The 21,011-nt window shown below is 71.9% G+C and carries 18 protein-coding genes; 9 read left to right on the top strand and 9 right to left on the bottom strand.

Annotated features, from left to right (window positions below):
- Window positions 1-64: 64 nt before the first annotated feature.
- Window positions 65-1,375, top strand: coding sequence for a Dot/Icm T4SS effector Zinc-dependent metalloprotease LegP (legP, locus tag DA085_RS12270; RefSeq protein ID WP_109473258.1), 1,311 nt, complete (start codon window positions 65-67; stop codon window positions 1,373-1,375).
- On the top strand, window positions 1,372-2,346 hold the full coding sequence (locus DA085_RS12275) for an MvdC/MvdD family ATP grasp protein (protein ID WP_109473259.1): 975 nt from the start codon (window positions 1,372-1,374) through the stop codon (window positions 2,344-2,346). The genes legP and DA085_RS12275 overlap by 4 nt, the downstream gene beginning before the upstream one ends.
- On the opposite strand, the gene DA085_RS12280 is transcribed toward DA085_RS12275, so the two are convergent.
- Complete coding sequence (locus DA085_RS12280; RefSeq protein WP_109473260.1) at window positions 2,347-2,688, bottom strand: hypothetical protein; 342 nt, start codon at window positions 2,686-2,688, stop codon at window positions 2,347-2,349. It lies immediately after the preceding gene.
- A gap of 70 nt (window positions 2,689-2,758) precedes the next feature.
- Between DA085_RS12280 and DA085_RS12285 the strand changes: the two genes are divergently transcribed.
- From DA085_RS12285 to DA085_RS20975, 5 genes are all read left to right on the top strand, one after another.
- Window positions 2,759-3,325: a GNAT family N-acetyltransferase gene (locus DA085_RS12285; RefSeq protein ID WP_237565469.1), complete on the top strand. Its 567-nt coding sequence runs from the start codon at window positions 2,759-2,761 to the stop codon at window positions 3,323-3,325.
- A complete protein-coding gene (locus DA085_RS12290) occupies window positions 3,322-4,074 on the top strand; it encodes an AzlC family ABC transporter permease (RefSeq protein ID WP_237565470.1) in 753 nt (250 codons plus the stop codon). Before DA085_RS12285 ends, DA085_RS12290 begins: the two co-directional genes overlap by 4 nt.
- Before the next feature lie 2 nt (window positions 4,075-4,076).
- Window positions 4,077-4,379 carry an AzlD domain-containing protein gene (locus DA085_RS12295; RefSeq protein ID WP_337189784.1) on the top strand — a complete coding sequence of 101 codons (303 nt, stop codon included), beginning with the start codon at window positions 4,077-4,079 and terminating at the stop codon, window positions 4,377-4,379.
- A gap of 75 nt (window positions 4,380-4,454) precedes the next feature.
- Window positions 4,455-5,606 carry a heparan-alpha-glucosaminide N-acetyltransferase domain-containing protein gene (locus tag DA085_RS12300; protein WP_109473263.1) on the top strand — a complete coding sequence of 384 codons (1,152 nt, stop codon included), beginning with the start codon at window positions 4,455-4,457 and terminating at the stop codon, window positions 5,604-5,606.
- A gap of 263 nt (window positions 5,607-5,869) precedes the next feature.
- A complete protein-coding gene (locus DA085_RS20975) occupies window positions 5,870-6,016 on the top strand; it encodes a hypothetical protein (protein WP_154402188.1) in 147 nt (48 codons plus the stop codon).
- Between the two features lie 227 nt (window positions 6,017-6,243).
- On the opposite strand, the gene DA085_RS12305 is transcribed toward DA085_RS20975, so the two are convergent.
- The 3 genes from DA085_RS12305 to DA085_RS12315 form a co-directional block, all read right to left on the bottom strand.
- Window positions 6,244-8,817, bottom strand: coding sequence for a polyribonucleotide nucleotidyltransferase (locus tag DA085_RS12305; RefSeq protein ID WP_109473264.1), 2,574 nt, complete (start codon window positions 8,815-8,817; stop codon window positions 6,244-6,246).
- A gap of 174 nt (window positions 8,818-8,991) precedes the next feature.
- Window positions 8,992-9,261 (bottom strand): 30S ribosomal protein S15, encoded by a 270-nt coding sequence (rpsO, locus tag DA085_RS12310; protein WP_109473265.1) that lies wholly within the window; start codon window positions 9,259-9,261, stop codon window positions 8,992-8,994.
- A gap of 180 nt (window positions 9,262-9,441) precedes the next feature.
- Window positions 9,442-12,885 carry a phosphodiester glycosidase family protein gene (locus DA085_RS12315; protein ID WP_109473266.1) on the bottom strand — a complete coding sequence of 1,148 codons (3,444 nt, stop codon included), beginning with the start codon at window positions 12,883-12,885 and terminating at the stop codon, window positions 9,442-9,444.
- Window positions 12,886-13,042: 157 nt separating this feature from the next.
- On the opposite strand from DA085_RS12315, the gene DA085_RS12320 reads away from it, so the two are divergent.
- The gene (locus DA085_RS12320; RefSeq protein ID WP_109473267.1) at window positions 13,043-13,768 is read left to right on the top strand and encodes a PIG-L deacetylase family protein; all 726 of its coding nucleotides are present in this window, start codon (window positions 13,043-13,045) and stop codon (window positions 13,766-13,768) included.
- 19 nt (window positions 13,769-13,787) lie between these two features.
- Here the strand turns inward: DA085_RS12320 and DA085_RS12325 are convergent, their stop codons facing one another.
- Window positions 13,788-14,621, bottom strand: coding sequence for an Fpg/Nei family DNA glycosylase (locus DA085_RS12325; protein WP_109473268.1), 834 nt, complete (start codon window positions 14,619-14,621; stop codon window positions 13,788-13,790).
- A gap of 70 nt (window positions 14,622-14,691) precedes the next feature.
- Here DA085_RS12325 and DA085_RS12330 point away from each other — a divergent pair, with 70 nt between their 5' ends.
- Complete coding sequence (locus tag DA085_RS12330; protein WP_109473269.1) at window positions 14,692-15,081, top strand: VOC family protein; 390 nt, start codon at window positions 14,692-14,694, stop codon at window positions 15,079-15,081.
- A gap of 6 nt (window positions 15,082-15,087) precedes the next feature.
- On the opposite strand, the gene ppc is transcribed toward DA085_RS12330, so the two are convergent.
- From ppc to DA085_RS12350, 4 genes are all read right to left on the bottom strand, one after another.
- The gene (ppc, locus tag DA085_RS12335; protein WP_109473270.1) at window positions 15,088-17,835 is read right to left on the bottom strand and encodes a phosphoenolpyruvate carboxylase; all 2,748 of its coding nucleotides are present in this window, start codon (window positions 17,833-17,835) and stop codon (window positions 15,088-15,090) included.
- Window positions 17,836-17,936: 101 nt separating this feature from the next.
- A complete protein-coding gene (locus DA085_RS12340) occupies window positions 17,937-18,443 on the bottom strand; it encodes a DUF3830 family protein (RefSeq protein WP_109473271.1) in 507 nt (168 codons plus the stop codon).
- A gap of 50 nt (window positions 18,444-18,493) precedes the next feature.
- Window positions 18,494-20,020, bottom strand: a complete 1,527-nt coding sequence (locus tag DA085_RS12345) for an amidase (protein ID WP_237565471.1) — start codon at window positions 20,018-20,020, stop codon at window positions 18,494-18,496.
- Complete coding sequence (locus tag DA085_RS12350; protein ID WP_237565472.1) at window positions 20,017-21,000, bottom strand: D-2-hydroxyacid dehydrogenase; 984 nt, start codon at window positions 20,998-21,000, stop codon at window positions 20,017-20,019. The genes DA085_RS12345 and DA085_RS12350 overlap by 4 nt, the downstream gene beginning before the upstream one ends.
- Window positions 21,001-21,011 lie beyond the last annotated feature (11 nt).

The raw sequence follows: 21,011 nt of genomic DNA on the forward strand, positions 1-21,011 counted from the left end.
CCCTAGCGTCGAGATGACCCGGACATCACGCCGGGCCACCACTCTTTCACCGAGGGAGGCCACCATGGCTGAGGACAGCAAGGCCGCCGGCACGACCGGCGGATCGGACAAGGACGAGTTCCGCGCTCCCCCGCGCAACAAGACGGTGCACACCGCCCTGATCTCCGGCAACACCTTCCGGGTCAAGGCCGTGCAGTACTCGGTGCTGGACGGCCAGGCGATCTTCGAGGGCGACATCCTGCTGGGCACCGTCGAGGAGGTGGAGCACCAGAGCGCCCAGCTCGCGGCCGAGGCACGGGGCGAACTGGGCACCGCCGGCGTGCTGATCAGCGGCGACCAGTTCCGCTGGCCGGACTGCCTGGTGCCCTACGACGTCGACCCCAACCTGCCCGACCAGGCGCGGGTCACCGAGGCGATCAACCACTGGCAGCGCAACACCCGCTTCCGGTTCGTCGAGCGCACAGCCGCCAACGCGGCCCAGTACCCCGACTGGGTGCACTTCCAGCCGGGCGGTGGCTGCTCCGCCCATGTGGGCCGCCGCGGCGGCATGCAACAGGTGACCCTTGCTGACGGCTGCACCCTCGGCAACACGATCCACGAGATCGGGCACGCGGTGGGGTTCTGGCACGAGCAGTCCCGTGAGGACCGGGACGCCTTCGTGACGATCAACTGGGCCAACATCCAGGCCGGGATGGAGCACAACTTCAACCAGCACGTGACCGACGGCGAGGACGTCGGCGCCTACGACTACGGCTCGATCATGCACTACCCGCGCAACGCGTTCGGGCGGGGCGGGGCGGAGACCATCACTCCCACCGACCCGGCGGCCGCCATCGGACAGCGCACCGGCCTGAGCGCAGGGGACATCGCCGCGGCGAACTCCATGTGCGCCCCGGTCGGCACCACGATCGAGACGCTCAAGGAGCAGAGCAAGGAGCTCATCGGCGAGACCATCAAGGAACGCATCCCGGAGACCGCCAAGGAGCGCATCGGCGAGACCATCAAGGAGCGCATCCCGGAGACGGTCAAGGAGCTCAGTCCCGAGACCATCAAGGAACGCATCCCGGAGACGGTCAAGGAGCTCAGTCCCGAGACCATCAAGGAACGCATCCCCGAGACGGTCAAGGAGCGTTTCGAGACCCTCGTCGAGGGTATCGGCTTCCCCGGTCCCGGGCCGCTGCAGCCGCAGGTGGTGCAGCCGGGCACGATGGGCCAGGTGCCGTTCGCCGTCGCCACCCCGCACGCGGGCGCGCCGCAGGCGGGCCCGGAGGGCTATGTCGGGGACGAGGAGCTGGCCGCACGCGTCGCCCAGCTCGAGCTGATCGTCAGCGAGCTCGTCGCCGAGCACGACGCGGGGATGCAGGGACTCCAGTGATCGTCGTCATCTCCCACCCCGCGGACCTGCACGCCGAGCGCGTCCTGGCCGAGCTGCGTGCGCGGGGGCGGGAGGTGTTCCTGCTCGACCTGGCGGACCTCCCGGACCGGGCCAGCCTGAGCATCGACCCGGCCGGGTCCGGGCGGGTGACCCTGCGGCATACCGGCGGGTCGGTCGACCTGACCCGGGCCACCGCGGTCTGGTGGCGCCGCCCGCAGTCCGTGGTGCTGGACGCGATCAGCGACCCCGGTGCGCGGGGCTTCGCCTACGGGGAGTGGCACGAGGCGGTCCGGGGCGCCTACCAGTTCCTCACCTGCCCGTGGATGAACCCGCTGCACGCGGACGAGGTCGCCTCACACAAGGCACTCCAGCTCGCGGTCGCACCGCGCCTCGGGCTGCGGGTGCCGGAGACGCTGATGACCTCCGACGAGGCGGAGGCGCGCGAGTTCGTGGCCAGGCAGGAGGCGCGGGGCGCCCGGGCGGTCTACAAGATCTTCGCCGCCACCCACCAGGTCTGGCGCGAGACCCGGCTCGTGGGACCCGCAGACCTCGCGCACCTGGCCAGCCTGCACCTCGCACCGGTGATCTTCCAGGAGTACGTGCCTGCGGTTGCTGACATCCGGGTGACCCTCGTGGGTGACCGGGTCTTCGCGATGTCCATCGCCGGTGGTCCCGAGATCGACTTCCGGCTCGGGCTGGGGCGGGCCCGCACGGCCGCCTTCGACCTGCCGGAACCGGTCGTCTCGGCGCTGCAGGCCATGCTGCGCCGGTTCGACCTCGCCTACGGCGCCGTCGACCTGCGTCTCACGCCCGAGGGCGAGCTCGTGTTCCTGGAGATCAACCCGGCCGGGGAGTTCCTCTTCGTCGAGGCCGGTGCGGGCCACCCCATCACGGCGGCGGTGGCCGACTGGCTGTGCGACCCGGTGCCGACGTCCTCACGGGACCCCGCGCGCGAGCTGGCGGATGCCTAACTAGACCTGCACCACCTCGACGGTGACGTTCCCCGACTGGACCGGGTAGGCCTGCACGGTGATCCAGTCCCCCGCGGCCACGTGCTCGTGCTCCTCGCTGGTGACGCGCGCCCACACGGTCAGGCTCGAGGCGTCCGGCACGTCGTCGGGGACGTTCAGCCGCACGTCCGCCACCCGTGGCTGCCCGGCGGCGACCTCCGCAGTGCCCGTCACCGTGGTGGCCGAGGACACCGTGGTCGAGGCCACGTCGAGCTGGGAGGTGTCCCGGACCTCCACGACGACGGGGAGCCCGGCGGGGGGCTGCTCGGGTCCGGCAGTGGTGACCAGCACGTGGACGTCCATACCCCGACGATAAACCGTCACCACGGGCCGCGGTGGCCTCGGGGACGGGTCGATGTTGGACACTGGAGGGGTGAGCCACTCCCACCACCACCAGCCCGGTCCTCTCGCCGACGCCAGCGTCCGGACCGGACGGGTCAGCGACGCGCCGGCGGTGGGGCTCGTGCAGGCGACCGTGTGGCGCGACGCCTTCGCCGGGAAGGTGCCGCAGGAGGTGCTGGACGCCTTCGAGGGACCGGCCTTCGCCTCGGCCTGGCGCCGGTCGCTCCAGGACCCCCCGAGCCCCTTGCACCGCTTGCTGGTCGCCTGTGCCGGCGAGCAGGTCGTGGGCTTCGCCGCCATCGGCCCTGCGGAGGTCACGGACGAGACTGTGTCGGAGACCGACGGCGAGATCCTGGTGATGGGCGTGCACCCCCAGGCACGCCGGGACGGCCACGGCTCCCGACTGCTCAACGCCGCGGCCGACACCCTCCGCGCCGGGGACCGCACCGCCGTGCTCACCTGGCTCCCGGCCGACGACGAGCAGGCCAGGGCGTTCACCGATGCCGCGGGGCTGGTTCCCGACGGCGCCTGGCGCGAACGGGTGGTCGGCCCCGGCGGTGAGACCGTCCGCGAGGTCCGCGTGCGGGCCGAGCTGTGAACGACACGCCGGACACCGACGGCATGACCGAGGAGGGCCGCACCACCCGCGGGGCCCGACAGCGCGGCCCGGAGGACACCGCCGTCATCCGCAAGGCCCTCGGCGTCGCCCTCGCCACGGGTGTCTATGGGATCACGGCCGGTGCCCTGGCCGTCGCGGCCGGCCTCTCGGTGCTGCAGGCCATGGCGCTGTCCCTGCTGCTGTTCAGCGGCGGGTCGCAGTTCGCCTTCTTCGGGGTGATCGGCGCGGGCGGGAGCCCGGTGGCGGCCGTGGCCAGCTCCACGCTGCTGGGCGTGCGCAACGGCTTCTACGGCCTCCAGGTCTCCCAGCTGCTCGGGGTGCACCGCTGGGCCAGGCCGGTGGCCGCCCACTTCACGATCGACGAGAGCACGGCCGTCGCCGTGACCCAGACGCAGCCCCGGCAGCAGCGGATCGGCTTCTGGGTGACCGGCGTCGGAATCTTCGCGCTGTGGAACCTGACCACCTTCGTCGGAGCCGTCGCGGGAGGCTCGATCGGCGACCCGCGCACCTACGGCCTGGACGCCGCCGCCGCGGCTGCCTTCGTCGGGCTGCTGTGGCCCCGGCTGCGGGGGCGAGACCCCCTGGCCGTGGCGGCGCTGGCCGTGGTCATCACCGTGGTGAGCGCTCCGTTCGTGCCCGCCGGCGTGCCGGTCCTGGCCGCCGTGCTCGCCGCCCTCGTGGTCGGGCTGCCGGCACGAGGCCCCCGCAGTGGGGTGGTTGCCCCGTGAGCATGTGGCTCGCGGTGCTGGCCGCCTGCGCCCTCGCCTATGGCTTGAAGCTGGCGGGTTATCTGGTGCCGCAGCACGTGCTCGACATCCCCTGGGTGCACCGGGTCACGCCCCTGCTCCCCGTCGCCCTGCTCTCCGCGCTCATCGTCACCCAGGCCCTGCTGACCAACGACGGCACGCTCGTCGTGGACGCGCGCGCGGCGGGTGTCGGCGTTGCGGTGCTCCTGCTCCTGCTGCGCGCGCCGTTCCTGGTGGTGGTGGCGGCCGCGGCGGTGACGGCCGCGCTCGTCCGCGCGCTGGCCTGAGCGGCCGGCGGTGAGCCGCACTCCGTGAGCCGTCGTCCCGCACCGCACGGGCGCGCCGTGCGAGGATCGGTCCCCGTGGGACGCATCGTCGGCATCGACCTCGCCCGCTGCCTCGCACTGCTCGGCATGATCACCGCGCACCTCGTCGAGGGCGGTGTCTCCGGGGAGGTGAGCACGTGGGCCCAGATCACCTCCGGGCGTTCAGCGGCCCTGTTCGCGGTCCTGGCCGGTGTCTCGATCTCCCTGGTCACCCGCTCCCGACCCGACCGGACGGTGGCGGGCAGCCGCCTGGCCCTGGTGGCGCGTGCCGTGCTGATCGCGCTGATCGGACTGGTCCTCGGCGTGCCCGACTCCGGCCTGGCCGTCATCCTCACCTACTACGGGGTGCTCTTCCTCGTGGCGCTCCCGGTGATCACCTGGTCCGCTCCCCGGCTGGCCCTGCTGGCCGTCGCCTGGGGCCTGCTCTCGCCGGTCGTCAGCCTGGCGGTGCGCCCGCACCTGCCGCCCTCGACCTACGAGGTGCCCGGTCCGCAGTCCCTCGCCGACCCGCTGCGTCTGCTCACCGAGCTCACAGTGACCGGCTACTACCCCGTGCTGACCTGGGCGACCTACCTGTTCGCCGGCCTGGCGATCGGACGCCTCGACCTGCGCTCCCTCAGGGTGCGCCGGTGGCTGGTCCTCCTGGGTGGCTGGCTGGCCGTTCTCGCCCTGGCCGTCGAGCGGCTCGCGCTGCGCAGCGGGTCGGTGCGCGACGACCTGCTGCGGACCTATGACCGCTGGGAGCCGGTGCAGGACTGGGCCGACCTCGACCGGGTGTTCCAGACCGGTCTCTACGGCACGACCCCGACGGGGTCCTGGGCCTGGCTGTGGGTGTGGTCGCCGCACAGCGGATCGATCGTGGACCTGGCGCACACGGTGGGGTCGTCCATGTTCCTGATCGGGCTCAGCCTGCTGCTCGTGTCGGTCGCCGGGCGGCTGGGTCGGTCGGTGCAGGTCCTTGCCGGGGCGGGGACGATGACCCTGACCCTGTATGTCGCACACGTCACCGTCGTGGCGGCCGGGCGCACCGACGCCCTCTCTGGTGAGGCTCCCTGGGTGCTGGACGTGCGGTGGCACCTGCTCGGGGTGCTCCTGGTCGGGGCGGTGTTCGCCCTCGCCCGGTGGCGCGGGCCGCTGGAGCAGCTGGTCGGTGAGGTCAGCAGCTCGGCCGCACAGCTCCTGCGCTAGTGGGTGCGCCCAGCCGTTCCGCTGATCCCGTTCGCCTGCTGCTGTCGCCTGCTTTCGTTGTGCCTGTCGCTGACGCATGCCTCTGTTCGCCTGTTGCTGTCGCGGTCTCCGCTTGTCTGCTTGTCGTTCACCTCATGTTCACCTCATGGTTCACACAGGTCTCATCAGTCCCACTGTCCACGCACCTGGGGCTGAGCCACTGGACTTTGGCAACTGAAAGAGATACGCTAGGTGAACATTAGATGAATGCGAGGTGACCATCCATGGTCAAGGTTCACTCGATCCGAGAGTCCACGAAGAAGTCGCCGATGGTGACGTGGGTTCCGGTCAGCGACGCAGGGGGCCGCACCCGCATGGAGATGCGCTGGCACGTCGGCGAGGAGCGCCGCGCCACACCTCACGCCGCCTGACCCCACCACTCAGGACGAGGGCCGCCCCAGCGGGGCGGCCCTCGTCCTTTCTGGTCCCCTGGACCCACTGCCGGAGGGCGCGGGACGCCCGTGGCCGGGCCCCTCGTGAAGGGGCCGGGAGACGCCCGTGGCCGGGCCCCTCGTGAAGGGGCCGGGAGACGCCCGTGGCCGGGCCCCTCGTGAGGGACCCGGCCACGGGTGCGTGCTCTGGGGCTACCGAGCGCTGGTCAGCCCTCGGAGGCGTTGCCACCTGCGTCATTGCCACCGGACTCGTTCGAGTCACCGCTGCCTCCACGCCCGCGGCCGCCGCGACGGCGACGGTTGCGGCGGGGACGGTCGCCCTCGGAGTCCGACTCGCCGTCGTTCTCCTCGGAGGCCTCGGCGGTCGCGCCGGCGCCACCGTCGGTGGCCGGGTCGGCGTCCTCGGGGGCAGCGGGCACGTGCGCCGGCGCTGCCGGCGTGGTGTCCGCCTCGTCGAGGACCGGGGCCTCAGCGGCTGCGGCCGCGTTGTCGGCACCCGCGTCGTCACCGTTGTCGGCACCCACGTCGTCACCGTTGTCGGCGACCACGGCGGCCAGCGAGAGCTTGCCGCGAGGGTCGATCTCCTTGAGCTCGACCTGGACCTTCTGGCCGACGGCCAGGACGTCCTCGACGGCGTCGATGCGCTTGCCTCCGACGAGCTTGCGGATCTCGGAGATGTGCAGCAGACCGTCCTTGCCCGGGAGCAGCGAGATGAACGCCCCGAACGTCGTGGTCTTGACCACCGTGCCGAGGAAGCGCTCACCGACCTCGGGCATCTGCGGGTTGGCGATCGCGTTGACGGCCGCCCTGGCCGCCTCGGCCGAGGGGCCGTCGGTCGCACCGATGTAGACGGTGCCGTCGTCCTCGATCGAGATGTCGGCGCCGGTCTCCTCCTGGATCTGGTTGATCATCTTGCCCTTCGGGCCGATGACCTCACCGATCTTGTCGACCGGGACCTTGACGGCGATGACGCGAGGAGCGTAGGGGCTCATCTCGTCCGGCGCGTCGATGGCCTCGTTCATGACGTCCAGGATGTGCAGGCGCGCGTCGTGCGCCTGGGTCAGCGCACCGCCCAGCACGGAGGCGGGGATCCCGTCCAGCTTGGTGTCCAGCTGGATGGCGGTGACGAACTCCCGCGTGCCGGCGACCTTGAAGTCCATGTCGCCGAAGGCGTCCTCGGCACCGAGGATGTCGGTCAGCGCGGCGTACTGGGTCTCACCGTCGACCTCCACGGACACCAGGCCCATGGCGATGCCCGCGACCGGCGCGCGCAGCGGCACGCCGGCGTTGAGCAGTGACATCGTGGACGCGCAGACCGAGCCCATCGACGTCGAGCCGTTGGAGCCGAGCGCCTCGGACACCTGACGGATCGCGTAGGGGAACTCCTCGCGGGTCGGCAGGACCGGCATCAGGGCCCGCTCGGCGAGCGCACCGTGCCCGATCTCGCGACGCTTCGGGGAGCCCACGCGACCGGTCTCACCGGTGCTGTAGGGCGGGAAGTTGTAGTTGTGCATGTAGCGCTTGCGGGTCACCGGGGAGAGGGTGTCCAGCTGCTGCTCCATGCGCAGCATGTTGAGGGTGGTGACGCCCATGATCTGGGTCTCGCCACGCTCGAAGATGGCCGAGCCGTGGGCGCGCGGGATGACCTCGACCTCGGCGCTCAGCGCGCGGATGTCGGCCAGGCCACGGCCGTCGATGCGGACCTTGTCCTTGATGATCCGCTCGCGGATCAGCTTCTTCTGGACGGCACGGTAGGCGGCGTCGAGCTCCTTGTCACGCCCGGCGAACGGGGCGTCCGGGTTGACGTCGGAGTCCCCGGCGGCGTCCCAGTGCAGGCCCAGCAGCTTGCCCTTCATCTCCGTCTTGATGTCGGAGATGCGGTCCTCACGCTCCTGCTTGCCCGCGATCTGCAGCGCCTCGGCTAGGTCGGCCGTGGTGGCCTCCTCGACGGCGGCGTAGGCGTCGTCCTCGTAGTCGAGGAAGCGCGGGAACTCCTGCACCTCCTTGGCGGCGCTGGCCGCCAGTTCGGACTGCGCCGCGCACAGGGTGGCGATGAAGCCCTTGGCGGCCTCCAGGCCCTGGGCGACGACCTCCTCGGTGGGAGCCGTCTTGCCGAGGGTCTTGACGAGGTCCCAGGTGGCCTCGGTGGACTCGGCCTCGACCATCATGATCGCGACGTCGGCCTCGGCGTCACCGTCACTGCCCACGACGCGACCGGCGACCACCATGTCGAAGGTGGAGCGCTCGGCGTCGCTGAAGTTCGGGAAGGCGACCCACTGGTCGTCGATCAGGGAGACGCGCACGGCACCGATCGGGCCGCTGAACGGCAGGCCCGAGATCTGGGTGGACAGCGACGCCGCGTTGATCGCCAGCACGTCGTACTGGTGGTCGGGGTGCAGCGACAGGATCGTGATGACGACCTGGACCTCGTTGCGCAGGCCCTTGGCGAAGGTCGGGCGCAGGGGCCGGTCGATCAACCGGCAGGTGAGGATCGCCTCGGTCGAGGGGCGACCCTCGCGACGGAAGAAGCTGCCCGGGATCTTGCCCGCGGCATACATGCGCTCCTCGACGTCGACGGTGAGGGGGAAGAAGTCGAAGTGGTCCTTCGGGTGCTTGCTGGCCGTCGTGGTGGACAGCAGCATGGTGTCGTCATCCAGGTAGGCGGTGACGGATCCGCCGGCCTGCTTGGCCAGCCGCCCGGTCTCGAACCGGACGGTGCGGGTGCCGAACGAGCCGTTGTCGATCACGGCCTCGGCAAAAGTGATCTCTGGACCCTCCATCGGGTCCTCCTTTTCTCTCTCTCAGCAGCTGGAGCATCGTCGTTGTGCCCGGCTGTTCCTTCGGGGCGGGGAGGGTTGGTCCCCACCGTGACGGGGCATGCCCGTCGGGACGGGACTCGCCCGTCATACGCAAAAGAGCGGCTCCCGGGACGGGAGCCGCTCCCCTGCGAAACTTCAGCGGCGCAGGCCGAGGCGCTTGATCAGCGCGCGGTAGCGCTCGATGTCCGTGTCCTCGAGGTAGCGCAGCAGGCGCTTGCGACGACCGACGAGCAGCAGCAGGCCACGACGGCTGTGGTGGTCGTGCTTGTGCTGCCGCGAGTGCTCGGTGAGGTCCTTGATGCGCTGCGTGAGCATCGCGATCTGCACCTCGGGAGAGCCCGTGTCACCCTCGACGGTGGCGTACTCTTCCATGATCTGCTTCTTGACAGCAGTCTCCAGCCCCATGGGCATCTCCTTGTTGTCCGTTGCGCGGCGCACCTGGGCTTGTCCACCAGGGCTCTCTGGATCCGCGGCCGATCTGACGGCAGCACCAAGATTAGCAGCGGGAACCTGCCCAGCACGAATCGCCGACCACGGCGGCCCGGGCGGGGATCCGCCCGGGCCGTCCGAGGGCGTGGGCGCCGGTCAGTCGCGGACGGCGACCGGCACGGAGGTGGTGCTCCCGTTGACCGTCACCGACACCTCGCCGGTGCCGGCCCGCAGGGCGGTCAGGGTCCCGGTCCGCGGGTCGTATGCCGCCACGTGGCTGCCCCCTGCGGCCTCGGCGGGGCCGATGAACACGTCGGTGGCGGTCCAGTGTGCGGTGACCGGGTAGGCGACCGGGACGGAGCGGCCGCCCTGGACGACCGTTGCCCTGATCTCCGCGGACGCACCGACGGCGAGCTCGGGCGCCGGGTCCAGCAGCAGCTCGTCCACGTGCGGGCGCATCTCCACCTCGATCCACGGGTTGGCGTCCGGCGTCACCGGCTGCGCCCGGTGCCGCGCCTCGACCGGCAGGAGCGAGGCGTCGGGGTTGATGCCGACGAGGGTCCAGCCGGAGAAGCCGCCCGCGTCCGCCCCGGTCGACGGCGCCTTGCCGGCGTTGCCGTTGATGACGTAGGGCACGCCGTCCACGGACGTCGCGGAGAACGACCCGACGTGGCTGTTGATCATCGCGGCACCCTTGCCCGTCTCCCGCCGGAAGTCGGCCAGCCAGTCCTCCACGACGGCCACCTCCACGGCGCTGGCCATCTGGCTGGTGGCGACCGGGCTGGGGTCGCGCGGCGGGTGGTGCCACATGGCGACGACCCCGTTGACGGACGGGTCGGCCGCGGCGTCGTCGAGTGCACCGCGCAGCATCTGCCACTGTTCGAAGCCCCCACCCTGGAGCGTGCCGGTGGCGGAGTTGAGCAGGACGTAGCGGGTGCCCTCGTGCACGAAGCTGTGCTGGGCCGCGCCGAACTCCTCGGTCCACGGGTCGACCCTTCCCGGGCCCATGATCTCGTGGTTGCCCGGCACGTAGTACCAGGGCACAGCGTCCCCGATCTCCTCCTCGATCACCCGGCGCGCCAGGGTCAGGTCCTCGGGCCAGGCGGTGTCGACCCAGTCACCGTTGATGACGATGAACTCCGGGTCGGCAGCGAGCGCCTCCCGCAGGGTGCGGCGGGCCGCCGGCACGAGCGACTGGTTCGCGGCGGTGAACTGGGCGTCCGACACGACCGCGAAGGAGTAGTCCCCGTCGTCGACCGCCACGCCGTCCCGGACGACGACGTCGTCGCGGACCTGTTCCTGCGCGGGGAGGGCCACCTCGGGGGCGACCTTGACGGTGATGTCGTCAATGGCCACGGAGCCCTGGTACTGCGTGCCGGCGGCGGTCTCGATGATGCCGAAGCGGTAGACGTCGATCGGGAAGGTCAGGCCCTGGGGCACGTCGACCTCGACGTAGCGCCAACCGGTCCAGGTGAGGTGGGGACCGTAGAGCGGGTGGTAGTCGCCGTTGCCGTCGTGGATCGAGAAAGACCACCACTGGCCACGGCCATCACCCTTGACCCACAGCCCGATCTTCTGTGGCTGGCCCTCGATGTCGATCTTCACCGGGGCCGCGGCGTTCGAGGTGCGGGTGCCGGTGGACCGGGTGAAGTCGTAGTTGATCTGCAGGGCTGTGCCACCGTCACGACCCTGCGTGGGCTCCAGCGAGCCGGTGCTGCGGGCACCGGACCACGTCCACCGGTCAGCGTCGTCGAAGGTGGCCACGACCTGCTCGTCGAGACCGATGGAGACCGCCACGTGCGTTTCGACGCCGCCGGCCGTCGCGGTGACGACCGTGCCGGCGGAGTCGACCAGAGGGGTGACCGTGAAGCCGCCGCGGCGGTCGCCCTCGACCGTGATGAGCGTCTCGTCGTAGTCGAGGCTCACGTCGGCCGGCTCGATGTCGGCCCGGAAGCCGCCGGCGTCGTAGCCGACCAGCGTGAACGAGCCCTTCTCGTCGACGCCGGCCAGGGACACGGTCCGGGTCGTCGACCCGATCCGGGTCAGCTCACCCAGCACCCGGATCGTGACGCTGTCGCTGACCGACCGCACGGAGGCGGTGACCTCCGCGTCGCCCGGGCGGCGCGCCGTGAAGGTGCCGTCGCCGTCCACCGTGCCGACGGCGGCCGGGGTCGCGCGGAAGCGTGGGCTCGCCTCGACCGGCGCGTAGGTCTCGTCGTGCCCGAGCGCGTCGAGCTCCCGGGTCAGGCCGGGAAAGACCGCGAGCAGGTCCTCGTCGTCGTCCTCGGACTCCGGCACCACCCGCAGGCCGGTCAGGTTGCCGCTGCCCTCGGCGGTGAAGAGTCCCAGACCGTTGGGCACGCTGCGCTGGTAGCCGTCGGAGGGCTCGTTCTCGACGTCGAGCTCCGGCGCTCCGGCCTCGCGGGCGATCATCGTGGACGAGCCCCCACCGTCGAGGTTGAGCGCCTCGTGGGCGCCGAGCTCGACCAGGTAGGCACCGAGCTCCTCGAGGCTCATGCCGCGGGAGGCTGCCATCCGGCCGTCCACCGTGACGAGGAACATCTGGCTGCGGTCCTCGCTGAAGCCGACCGCGGTGCGCGGGTGGACCGCCTTGTCGCCCTGCGGGACCACCTCACCGTCCTTCACGATCGGGCCGCTGCCGCCGATCGCGACGGCCATCTCGCCGGCTGAGCTGCGCACGTCGTAGGACACGGTGACCGCGTCCCCGAGCTCCAGGGACCTGAGGGCCGTGGCTCCGGCCTCACGACCGACCAGGGCGATCGCCCCCTCGGGCAGCCGCCCGGATCCGGGAGCCGCGGCGGTCGAGGTGACGACCCCGTCGGTGACGATGACCTCCGCAGTGGCGCTCAGCCCCTGCGTCGCACGGTCGCGCGAGTAGTCACCCCAGAGCGGCGTGTAGGCGCCGATGCCGTTCCGGGGCAACGCGGTCACGTTGTAGCCGGTCAGCGGCAGGTCCTCCTCCGGCAGGTCGACGGTGCCCTCCAGGAACATCTCACTGAGGGCACCCAGGCCCTCCGCGTCAATGCCCGCGGCGTGCACGCGACCGGCGTTCGGGCCCTTGACCAGACCGTCACGGTTGATGCCGATGCCCTGCGGCGCGCCGGAGTTGTTGATGTCGAAGAAGTCACCGTTGACGCCGGCGACGGCACCGGCGTCGGCGAGGTGCCGGCTCAGCGGGGCCGTGTCCGCGACGGAGCCGGGGTCGACGTAGTCGACGCTCAGCCCCTCGGTGCCGAGATCGGCGACCAGGACGTCGGTCCGTTGGAAGCCTGCAGCGTCGATCCAGTGCTGCGACTGGATCTCCAGTCCGGGTGCCACGGGCCGGGTGGTCTCCTCGACCAGGAGGCGGTCGGGGCCGACAGCGGTGGTCGCGAAGGACTCGGGCTCGGTGACGTCCGAGGAGGCGGCATGGCGCCTCCCCTCGGCCGGGTCGATGTCCTCCAGGACCGGGAACGACTCGGGGTCGGGGGTGTCGGGCTGGGCACTGACCTGCAGGGCCGTGGGGAGCAGGAGCGCCGGGACCAGGCCGGCGACGATGAGGTGTCGAAGAGCGCGCGAGCGCGTGCGTTGGGGGGTCACGTGGGGTCAGGGTGGTCCGCCCAGGCTGCGCCACGACATACTCCCACGCGTCGTGACAGGTGGCGGCAATGGTGTCCCCCTGTTCGCCGTCCGGACACCGGCGGGAGTCCTGGCCGCCGACCCCCACGAGGGCAGCGGGTGGGGCACAATCGGCCGTATGACGCTCGCCGAGTTCCCCGATGACTGGCAGACCGCGCTGTGCGTGGTCGCGCACCCCGACGACCTGGAGTACGGCACCGCCGCGGCCGTCGCCCAGTGGACCGCTGCCGGCAAGTCCGTCAGCTACCTCCTCGCGACGCGGGGTGAGGCCGGCATCGACGGCATGCCTCCCGAGGAGGCGGCTCCCGCCCGGGCGCAGGAGGAGCGGGACGGTGCCGCCGAGGTCGGCGTCGACCGGGTGGACTTCCTCGACGACTTCAGCGACGGTGTCGTCGAGTACGGCCTCCCGCTGCGCCGGGGCATCGCGGCCCACATCCGCCGGGTGAGGCCCGACCTGGTCGTGACGACGACCTTCGAGGAGTTCTTCCCGGGGGGGTTCGCCAACCAGGCCGACCACCGGGCGGTGGGCCTGGCCACGATCGACGCCTGCGCCGACGCGGGCAACCGCTGGATCTTCCCCGAGCTGATCGGCGAGGGGCTCGAGCCCTGGGGCGCGGTCCGCTACGTCGCCATCGCCGGGTCCACCACCCCCACGCACTACATCGACGTGACCGACACCTTCGACCTGGGCGTCGCCTCCCTGGAGGCGCACCGTCTCTACAACGAGGGTCTGGGCACGGACTTCCCCAGCCCGCGGGAGCTGCTGACGCAGATCCTCGGCATGGAGCACCTGCGGGAGTACGGCGAGAAGGTGTGGGCCCCCCAGCTCGTCAGCCGCCGCTGAGCGCGGGGCGCCCGGGGGCTCACGTGCGCCGTTGGCAGTTGCCGCACCAGAACAGGTTGCGGCCGGCCACCACGCGGTGTCGCACCCTGGCCCCGCAGCGCAGGCACGGCTCGCCCGTCCGCTGGTAGACGGAGAAGTCGCGCGGCACGTCCAGGGACCGCGCGTCCTGTCCTGTGGCGACCGCGTCGGCGACGTCCTGGAGCACCTCGTCACGGGTGATGATCCGGCCGGTCCGCACGCCCCACGGCATCAACGCGGACAGGTCCTCCCAGATCGCCTGCCAGGTCGTGCGCTTGATCCTGGTGCCGGGATGGTTCGGGTTCACCCGGTGCCGCCACAGCACCTCGCAGCGGTAGATGTTGCCGACGCCGGCCAGGACCGTCTGGTCCATGAGGAGCTCGGCGATGGTGCGGCGCGAGGCGTGGACCCTGGCCCACCCGCGGTCCGGGTCGGACTCCGGACGCAACGGGTCCGGCCCCTGCCGCGCGACGAGGGCGTCGACCTCGTCCGGCCCCAGGACCTCGCACGCCATCGGGCCACGCAGGTCGGCCACCGTGCGGTCGTCGAGCAGCCGCAGGCGCACGGCGCCCGTGACCGGAGGGTCGGCCTGCCCGTCCACCGGCGACAGCACGAAGGTGCCGATCAGCCCGAGGTGGACGTAGAGGGTCCGCTCCCCCGCGAAGTGCAGGAAGAGGAGCTTGCCCCACGCGGAGCCGCGCTCGACCTCGTGTCCGTCCAGCAGCGCCGCGCCCTCCGCGAACCGCCCCTGGGGGCTGGTCACCGACGGTGACCCACCGGCATACGCGGTCTGCAGGTCGCCGGCGAGGCGGTGCAGGGTGTGTCCTTCTGGCATGCGGACATCGTCACAGACGCAGCCCCGGGGTGTCCGACCGGTCGCGGCGAGGGTCGCTATCCTGGAAACCATGCACCGGAGCAGGATCGGGGTCGTCCTCATCGACCACCCGCCCGAGTCCTACGACGCGGCTGCCGCCTTCTGGGCCGGCGCCCGGGGGTCGGAGCGCGGGCCGGACGGGCCACCGGCTGAGAACCCCTACGAGTCGCTGGACCGGCTCCCCGGCGGAGTCATGCTCGAGCTGCAACGGCTCGGGCCGGGCACGCCGCCGCGGGTGCACCTGGACCTGGAGACCGACGACGTCCCGGCCGAGGTCGCCCGGGTGGTGGCGCTGGGGGCGAGGGTGGTCGAGGAGCACGAGAGCTACACCGTCCTGGCCGACCCCGGAGGCGTGCCGTTCTGTGTCGTCCCCGTCCAGAGGGCCGAGGACTTCGAGCGCCACGCCACGACCTGGCCCTGAGCCGCCTCAGCCGGTGTTGCGCAGACCCGCCGCGACGCCGTTGACGGTGATCAGCAGCGCCCGCTGCAGCTCGTCCACCTGGTCGCCGTCCCCGGCCTGCTCGCGGAGGCGCCGCAGCAGCTCCACCTGCAGGTAGGAGATCGGGTCGAGGTACTGGTCCCGCACGGCCAGCGAGCGCTTGAGCACCGGCTGGTCGTCCAGCAGGTCCTCCTCGCCGGTCAGCGCGCGCAGCTCGGTGACGGTCAGCTCGAACTCGGCCCGGATGTCCTCGAAGATGTGCCTGAGGTCCTCGGGCACCAGCTGCTCGACATACAGCGCCGCGATGTCCAGGTCGGTCTTGGCGATGGTCATCTCGACGTTCGAGACCACGGCGCCGAAGAAGTGCCAGTGCTCCAGCATCTCGCGCAGCTCCGCACCGTGCCCCGCCTCGCGGGCCGCGCGCAGGCCGGAGCCGAAGCCGTACCAGCCGGGGATGATCTGCCGCGTCTGCGTCCACCCGAACACCCAGGGGATCGCGCGCAGCCCGTCCAGGCCCTTGCCCGCGTCCGGACGCTTGCTCGGTCGGGAGCCGATGTTGAGGGCGCCGAGCTGGTCGACGGGGGTGGCCGCGACGAAGTAGGCCGGAAGGTCGGGGTCGTCGATCAGGGTCCGGTACGCCCGGAAGGCGGCCTCGGAGGCCTCGTCCATGACGGCTCCCCAGCGCTGCAGCTGCTCGGCGGTCGACCGGGCGTCCCGGTGGAGCGCCGAGGCGCGGAGGACGGCGGCGAGGGAGAGCTCGAGGTTCTCCTTGGCCAGGGCGGGCAGGGAGTACTTGTCCGAGATCACCTCACCCTGCTCGGTGAACTTGATCTCGCCCTCGAGCACCCCGGAGGGCTGGGCCATGATCGCGTCGTAGGTCGGGCCACCGCCCCGGCCCACCGAGCCGCCGCGGCCGTGGAACAGGCGCAGCCGCACGCCGTGGGCGGCCGCCACGTCGCGCAGCGCCCGCTGGGCCTGGTGGATGCTCCACTGGCTGGTCAGCACGCCGGCCTCCTTGTTGGAGTCGGAGTAGCCGAGCATGACCTCCTGCACGTTGCCGCGCAGGCGCACCACCTCGCGGTAGGCGGGGATGCGCAGCAGGGCGTCCACGAGACCGGCGGCGCCGCGCAGCTCGTCCACCGTCTCCAGCAGGGGCGCGAACCCGATCTGGGCGAACGCCTCGATGCCGTCGGAGGCACCGTGCACGTCGAGCAGCCCGGCCTCCCGGGCGAGGACGGCCGCCGCGAGGATGTCGTCGGCCCCCTGGGTCATCGAGATGATGTAGGTCTCGATGACCTCCGGTCCGTAGGTGGCGACCGCGCGGCGGATCTCGTCGAAGACGGCGAGGGTCTGGGGGCGCGGTGCCGCTGGGGTCAGCAGCGGCCGGGGCGAGGCGAGCTCGTCCGCGAGGATGGTGAGGCGCTGCGCCCGGTCCGTGTCGGCATACGGCTGGTCCAGGTCGCCGACCGCATCGAGCATCTCCCCCACCGCGGCGTGGTGGTGCTCGGCGTGCTCACGGACGTCGAGGGTGGCCAGGTGCAGGCCGGTGCCGGCGAGGGTCTGGGTGATGCGCGCCAGGGCACCGTCCGCGACGAGCTCACCGCCGTGGCGGCGCAGCGAGTCGGCGACCAGGTCGAGGTCGTCGAGCAGCTCGGAGGTCTGGGCGTAGTCGCGGCCCGGCTCGTGCGGCGCGTCCGCGAGCACCCGTCGCTCGGTGTTCAGCAGCTTGGCCTTGATGCAGGTGAGCTTGAGCCGGTAGGGCTCGGCGACGTTGAGCTCCTTGACCCTTGGGTCCAGCGCGGGCAGGTTGGCCAGGTCGCGGGCCAGGGAGGTCTCCAGCTCCGGGTCCACGTCGACGATGACCGTCGAGCTGGACAGCCGCGAGACCAGGACGTCGATCATGCCGAGGGCGACCTTCACCGCGTGCTGGTGCTGCAGCTTGAGGACCTCGGCCGTGACGGCCGGGGTGACATACGGGTTGCCGTCGCGGTCGCCGCCGATCCACGAGCCGAAGCGCAGGGGCGGCCGGCGACGGTCGGTCGCGACGCCGTTCTGCTCCAGCAGGTCACCCAGGTCGCCGAGCAGGTCCGGGACGGTCTCGGCGAGGACCTCGTCCAGGTAGTACATGGCGTTGCGCGCCTCGTCCATCGGCGTGGGCCGGTTCTGCCGCAGCTCGTCGGTCTGCCAGATCAGGTCGACCAGCTCGGCGAGGCGACGGTCCTGGCGCCGCCGGGCGACGGTGTCCGCGTCGGTGGTGAGGGCCAGCTCGTCCGAGAGCCGCCGGATCTTGGTCAGCACCGAGCGGCGGCTGGCCTCCGTGGGGTGTGCCGTGAACACCGGCCGGACGTCGAGCTCGGCCATGACGTCACCGAGCAGCTCGGCACCGCCGGCCTCGGCGATGGCGCCGACCGTGCGCTCCAGCCAGCCCTCTCCCTCGGCACGGTCGGTCAGCGACCGGACCCGGTGCACCTGCTCGGCCGCGTTGGCGAGGTGGAAGTAGGCGGCGAAGGCCCGCACCAGGTCCGTCGCCACCTCCAGCGGCAGGCCGGCGAGCAGGTCCCGGACCTGCGCGGCGGCGTCGGCGTCGCCGCCCTGCCCGGCCTTGGTCTGCAGCCGCACCTCCTCGACGCGGTCCAGCAGCTCCTGCCCGTGGTGCCGCACGAGGCTCTGTCCGAGCAGGGTGGAGACGCGGCGCACGTCCGCGCGCAGTTCGGGGCTGATCGGGTCCTGGGTCACCCGCCGAGCCTAGCGACCCCGAGCCGGCCGGTTCACCGACTCCCTGTGTCAGGCGTCCTCAGGGCTCCGACCCGGGGAACGCCTGACACACGTCACCTCGTTCAGTCCTCGTGCGACCGGGCGAACGTCAGCGTCTCGCCGCGGGCGCCACCCATCCACACGTCCTGGCACGCGGCTGCCATCTCGGCCAGACCGTCGGTGATCTCGGCGAACACGTTGCCGGGGACCCACCCCTGGTCGCCGTTGATGAGCAGGTTGTTGCGGCCGTAGAAGATCGCCAGGTCGATGATCCCCGTCGCGGCGCGGTGCTCCTCCTGCGCCTCGTAGCCGTACGCCGGGTTGCCCAGGTCGTCGCCGGAGAAGGTGAACCAGCAGACGTCGCCCGGGATCGGCGTGATCGTGGTGTTCTCGCGGCCGGGGTCCCGCTCCGCGAAGGGCGGATAGAGGCCGTAGATCTCGTTGCGTGCGTACTTGCCGTGGAACACCGGGGCCGACAGCGGCAGCGCGTCCCAGACGGCTGCAGCGGTCCGCGGGGCGGCATCGTCCAGCAGCCGGGCGGTGCAGCTGACGCCGCGGGTGTCCAGGCTGATCGTGAGGAACCGGGCCATGCGCTCTCCTTGGGTGTGGGTGGGTGCCGGCAGGCGATCTGGGTATGCCGTCAGCTGAGCAGGGTGGGCACCTGCCGGTGCCACTGGGTCGCCTGCTCGAAGGCGCGTCCGGCGCGCAGGGTGAGGGCGTCGGCGTGCCGCGGACCGATGATCTGCAGGCCGATCGGGCGCCGGTCCGAGGTCAGGCCGCAGGGCACCGACAGCGCCGGCTGCTGGGTCATGTTGAAGGGGTAGGTGTAGGGCGTCCACGAGGTCCACAGGGTCGAGGGCCATCCGTCCGGTGCGTCCTGGCCGCGCGGGAAGGCCGCGATCGGCATGGTCGGTGTGAGCAGCAGGTCGTACTGCTCGTGGAAGGCACCCATCCGGACACCGAGGTCCATCCGCACGGCCATCGCGTCGAGGTAGTCCGAGGCCGACGCCTCCAGCCCGTGGTCGATGATCGCCCGGCGCAGCCGGGGGTCGATCCGCTCCAGTGCGCCCTCGCCGTAGTGCGCGATCACCTTGGCCGCACCCGTGAACCAGAGCACGTGGAAGGCGTCGACGCAGTCGGTGATGTCCGGGTCCACCTCCACCACGTGGGCACCGGCGTCGACGAACACCTGCGCGGCGGCCCGGACCGCCGTCTCGACCTCGGGGTCGTTGGTGCCGTAGCCGAGCGTCGGGGAGAGCGCGATCCGCAGACCCTCGACACCGTCCTCGATGCCGTCCAGGTAGGAGCCGCTCACGCGGTCCAGCGCCGCCCAGTCCCGGGAGTCCGGTCGGACGAGCACGTCCAGCAGCACCGCGGCGTCCCGGACGCTGCGGGTCATCGGACCGGCGTGGGCCAGCGTGCCGTAGGGGCTGGGCGGGAAGAGCGGGATCCGCCCGAAGGTCGGCTTGAGCGCGACGGTGCCGGTGAACGAGGCGGGGATGCGGACCGAGCCCCCGCCGTCGGTCCCGATCGACCACGTCCCCATGCCCAGCCCGACCGCCGTCGCGGCCCCACCGCTCGAGCCGCCACTGGTCAGGTCCGCTCCCCAGGGGTTGCCGGTGGCACCGTGCCGCAGCGAGTCGGTGACGCCCTTCCAGGCGAACTCGGGCGTCGTGTTCTTGCCCAGGAAGACCGCCCCTGCCTCGCGCAGCCGGGCGACCGCCGGCGCGTCCGCGTCCCAGGGACCTTTCTCGTCGATGAGCGCGCTGCCGCGCAGCGTCGGCCAGCCACGGGTGAGGAAGATGTCCTTGATCGACATGGGCACGCCGTCCACGGGGCCGAGGGGCGTGCCCGCACGCCAACGGGCCGTCGACTCCCTCGCCATCGCGAGCGCGCTGCCCTCGTCGACGAGCACGAAGGCGTTGACCTCCGGGTCGTGCCGGGCGACGGCGTCGAGCGCCGCGCGGACGGCGTCGTCGGGGGTGAAGTCCCCTGCCCGATAGCCGCTGACGAGCTCCTCGGCGGACCGGAGCGACAGGTCCTTGAGATCACTGCCCGGGGCACCCGTGTCAGCGGCGCCGCTGGTCTCGGCGCCGCTGGTCTCGGCGCCCATGGCCGAGATGCCGCCGACCTCGGTGCGGGTGCTCTCGGCTGCGGGTTCGGTCACCGGGTCCCTCCCGGCACGTAGCCCAGCTCCTTGTCGACCACGTTCTCCAGCGGCTCCCCCGCCAGCCACCGCTCGGCGTTGGCCACGAACTGGCGAGCGAGGGTGTCGCGCCACCCGACGACGTCGCCCGAGAGGTGGGCACTGATGACACAGCCCGGCGCGTCCCACAGGGGCGAGTCGGAGGGCAGCGGTTCCACCTCGAAGACGTCCAGTGACGCACCGGCGATCACGTCACCGACCAGCGCCTCCGCCAGGTCCGCCTCGACGACCGTCGCACCACGACCCACGTTCACCAGGTGTGCGGTCGTCGTCATCGCCGCGAGCACCTCGGCGTCGATGAGCCCCGTGGTGGCCGGCGTCAGGGGCGCGGCGTTGACCAGGTGGTCGCACCAGCCGACCGCAGTGGCCAGGTCGCTGCTGGCGACGACCGCGCCGAAGTCCGGGTCCTCGCCCCGGGCGGTCCGACCGACACCGCGGACCTCCATGCCGACCGCGCGGAGCAGGCGCGCGGTCTCGCGGCCGATCGCACCGGTGCCGATGATCATGGCCCGCGAGCCCTGCAGACTGCGGGTCTCGCGGTGCCGCCACACCCGCTCGTGCTGCAGCTGACGGCTCTCGTGCAGCCGCTTGACGTGGGCCAGGATGCTGGCCAGGACGAACTCGGCGATCGGTCGGTCAAAGGTGCCCCGCGCGTTGGTGACCGTGACGCTGGAGGCGCGCAGGTCCTCGAAGAGGAGGCTGTCCACCCCGGCGGCCGCGACGTGGATCCACTCCAGGTCCGTGCAGCGTGGCCAGACCCCCTCGAGCGCGGTCGAGAAGAAGTCCCAGAGGAACAGCCCCTGGGCACCACCGACCGCCTCATCCAGACCCTCGGCATCGGTGAACCGGAGGTCGACACGGTCCTCGAGCGACTGCAGGTGCGGGGGCCGGTCGTCAGCGTGCTCGCCCAGGACGGCGATGACAGGTCGGGAGCGTGACACGCGGACCAATC

The organism is Ornithinimicrobium cavernae (assembly GCF_003121625.1).
Lineage (GTDB): Bacteria > Actinomycetota > Actinomycetes > Actinomycetales > Dermatophilaceae > Ornithinicoccus > Ornithinicoccus cavernae.

Coding starts and splice junctions, on each gene's coding strand:
- legP (WP_109473258.1), top strand. CDS start 65: ATGGCTGAGGACAGCAAGGCCGCCGGCACGACCGGCGGATCGGACAAG.
- DA085_RS12280 (WP_109473260.1), bottom strand. CDS start 2,688: ATGGACGTCCACGTGCTGGTCACCACTGCCGGACCCGAGCAGCCCCCC.
- DA085_RS12295 (WP_337189784.1), top strand. CDS start 4,077: ATGTGGCTCGCGGTGCTGGCCGCCTGCGCCCTCGCCTATGGCTTGAAG.
- DA085_RS20975 (WP_154402188.1), top strand. CDS start 5,870: ATGGTCAAGGTTCACTCGATCCGAGAGTCCACGAAGAAGTCGCCGATG.
- DA085_RS12305 (WP_109473264.1), bottom strand. CDS start 8,817: ATGGAGGGTCCAGAGATCACTTTTGCCGAGGCCGTGATCGACAACGGC.
- rpsO (WP_109473265.1), bottom strand. CDS start 9,261: ATGGGGCTGGAGACTGCTGTCAAGAAGCAGATCATGGAAGAGTACGCC.
- DA085_RS12320 (WP_109473267.1), top strand. CDS start 13,043: ATGACGCTCGCCGAGTTCCCCGATGACTGGCAGACCGCGCTGTGCGTG.
- DA085_RS12325 (WP_109473268.1), bottom strand. CDS start 14,621: ATGCCAGAAGGACACACCCTGCACCGCCTCGCCGGCGACCTGCAGACC.
- DA085_RS12330 (WP_109473269.1), top strand. CDS start 14,692: ATGCACCGGAGCAGGATCGGGGTCGTCCTCATCGACCACCCGCCCGAG.
- DA085_RS12340 (WP_109473271.1), bottom strand. CDS start 18,443: ATGGCCCGGTTCCTCACGATCAGCCTGGACACCCGCGGCGTCAGCTGC.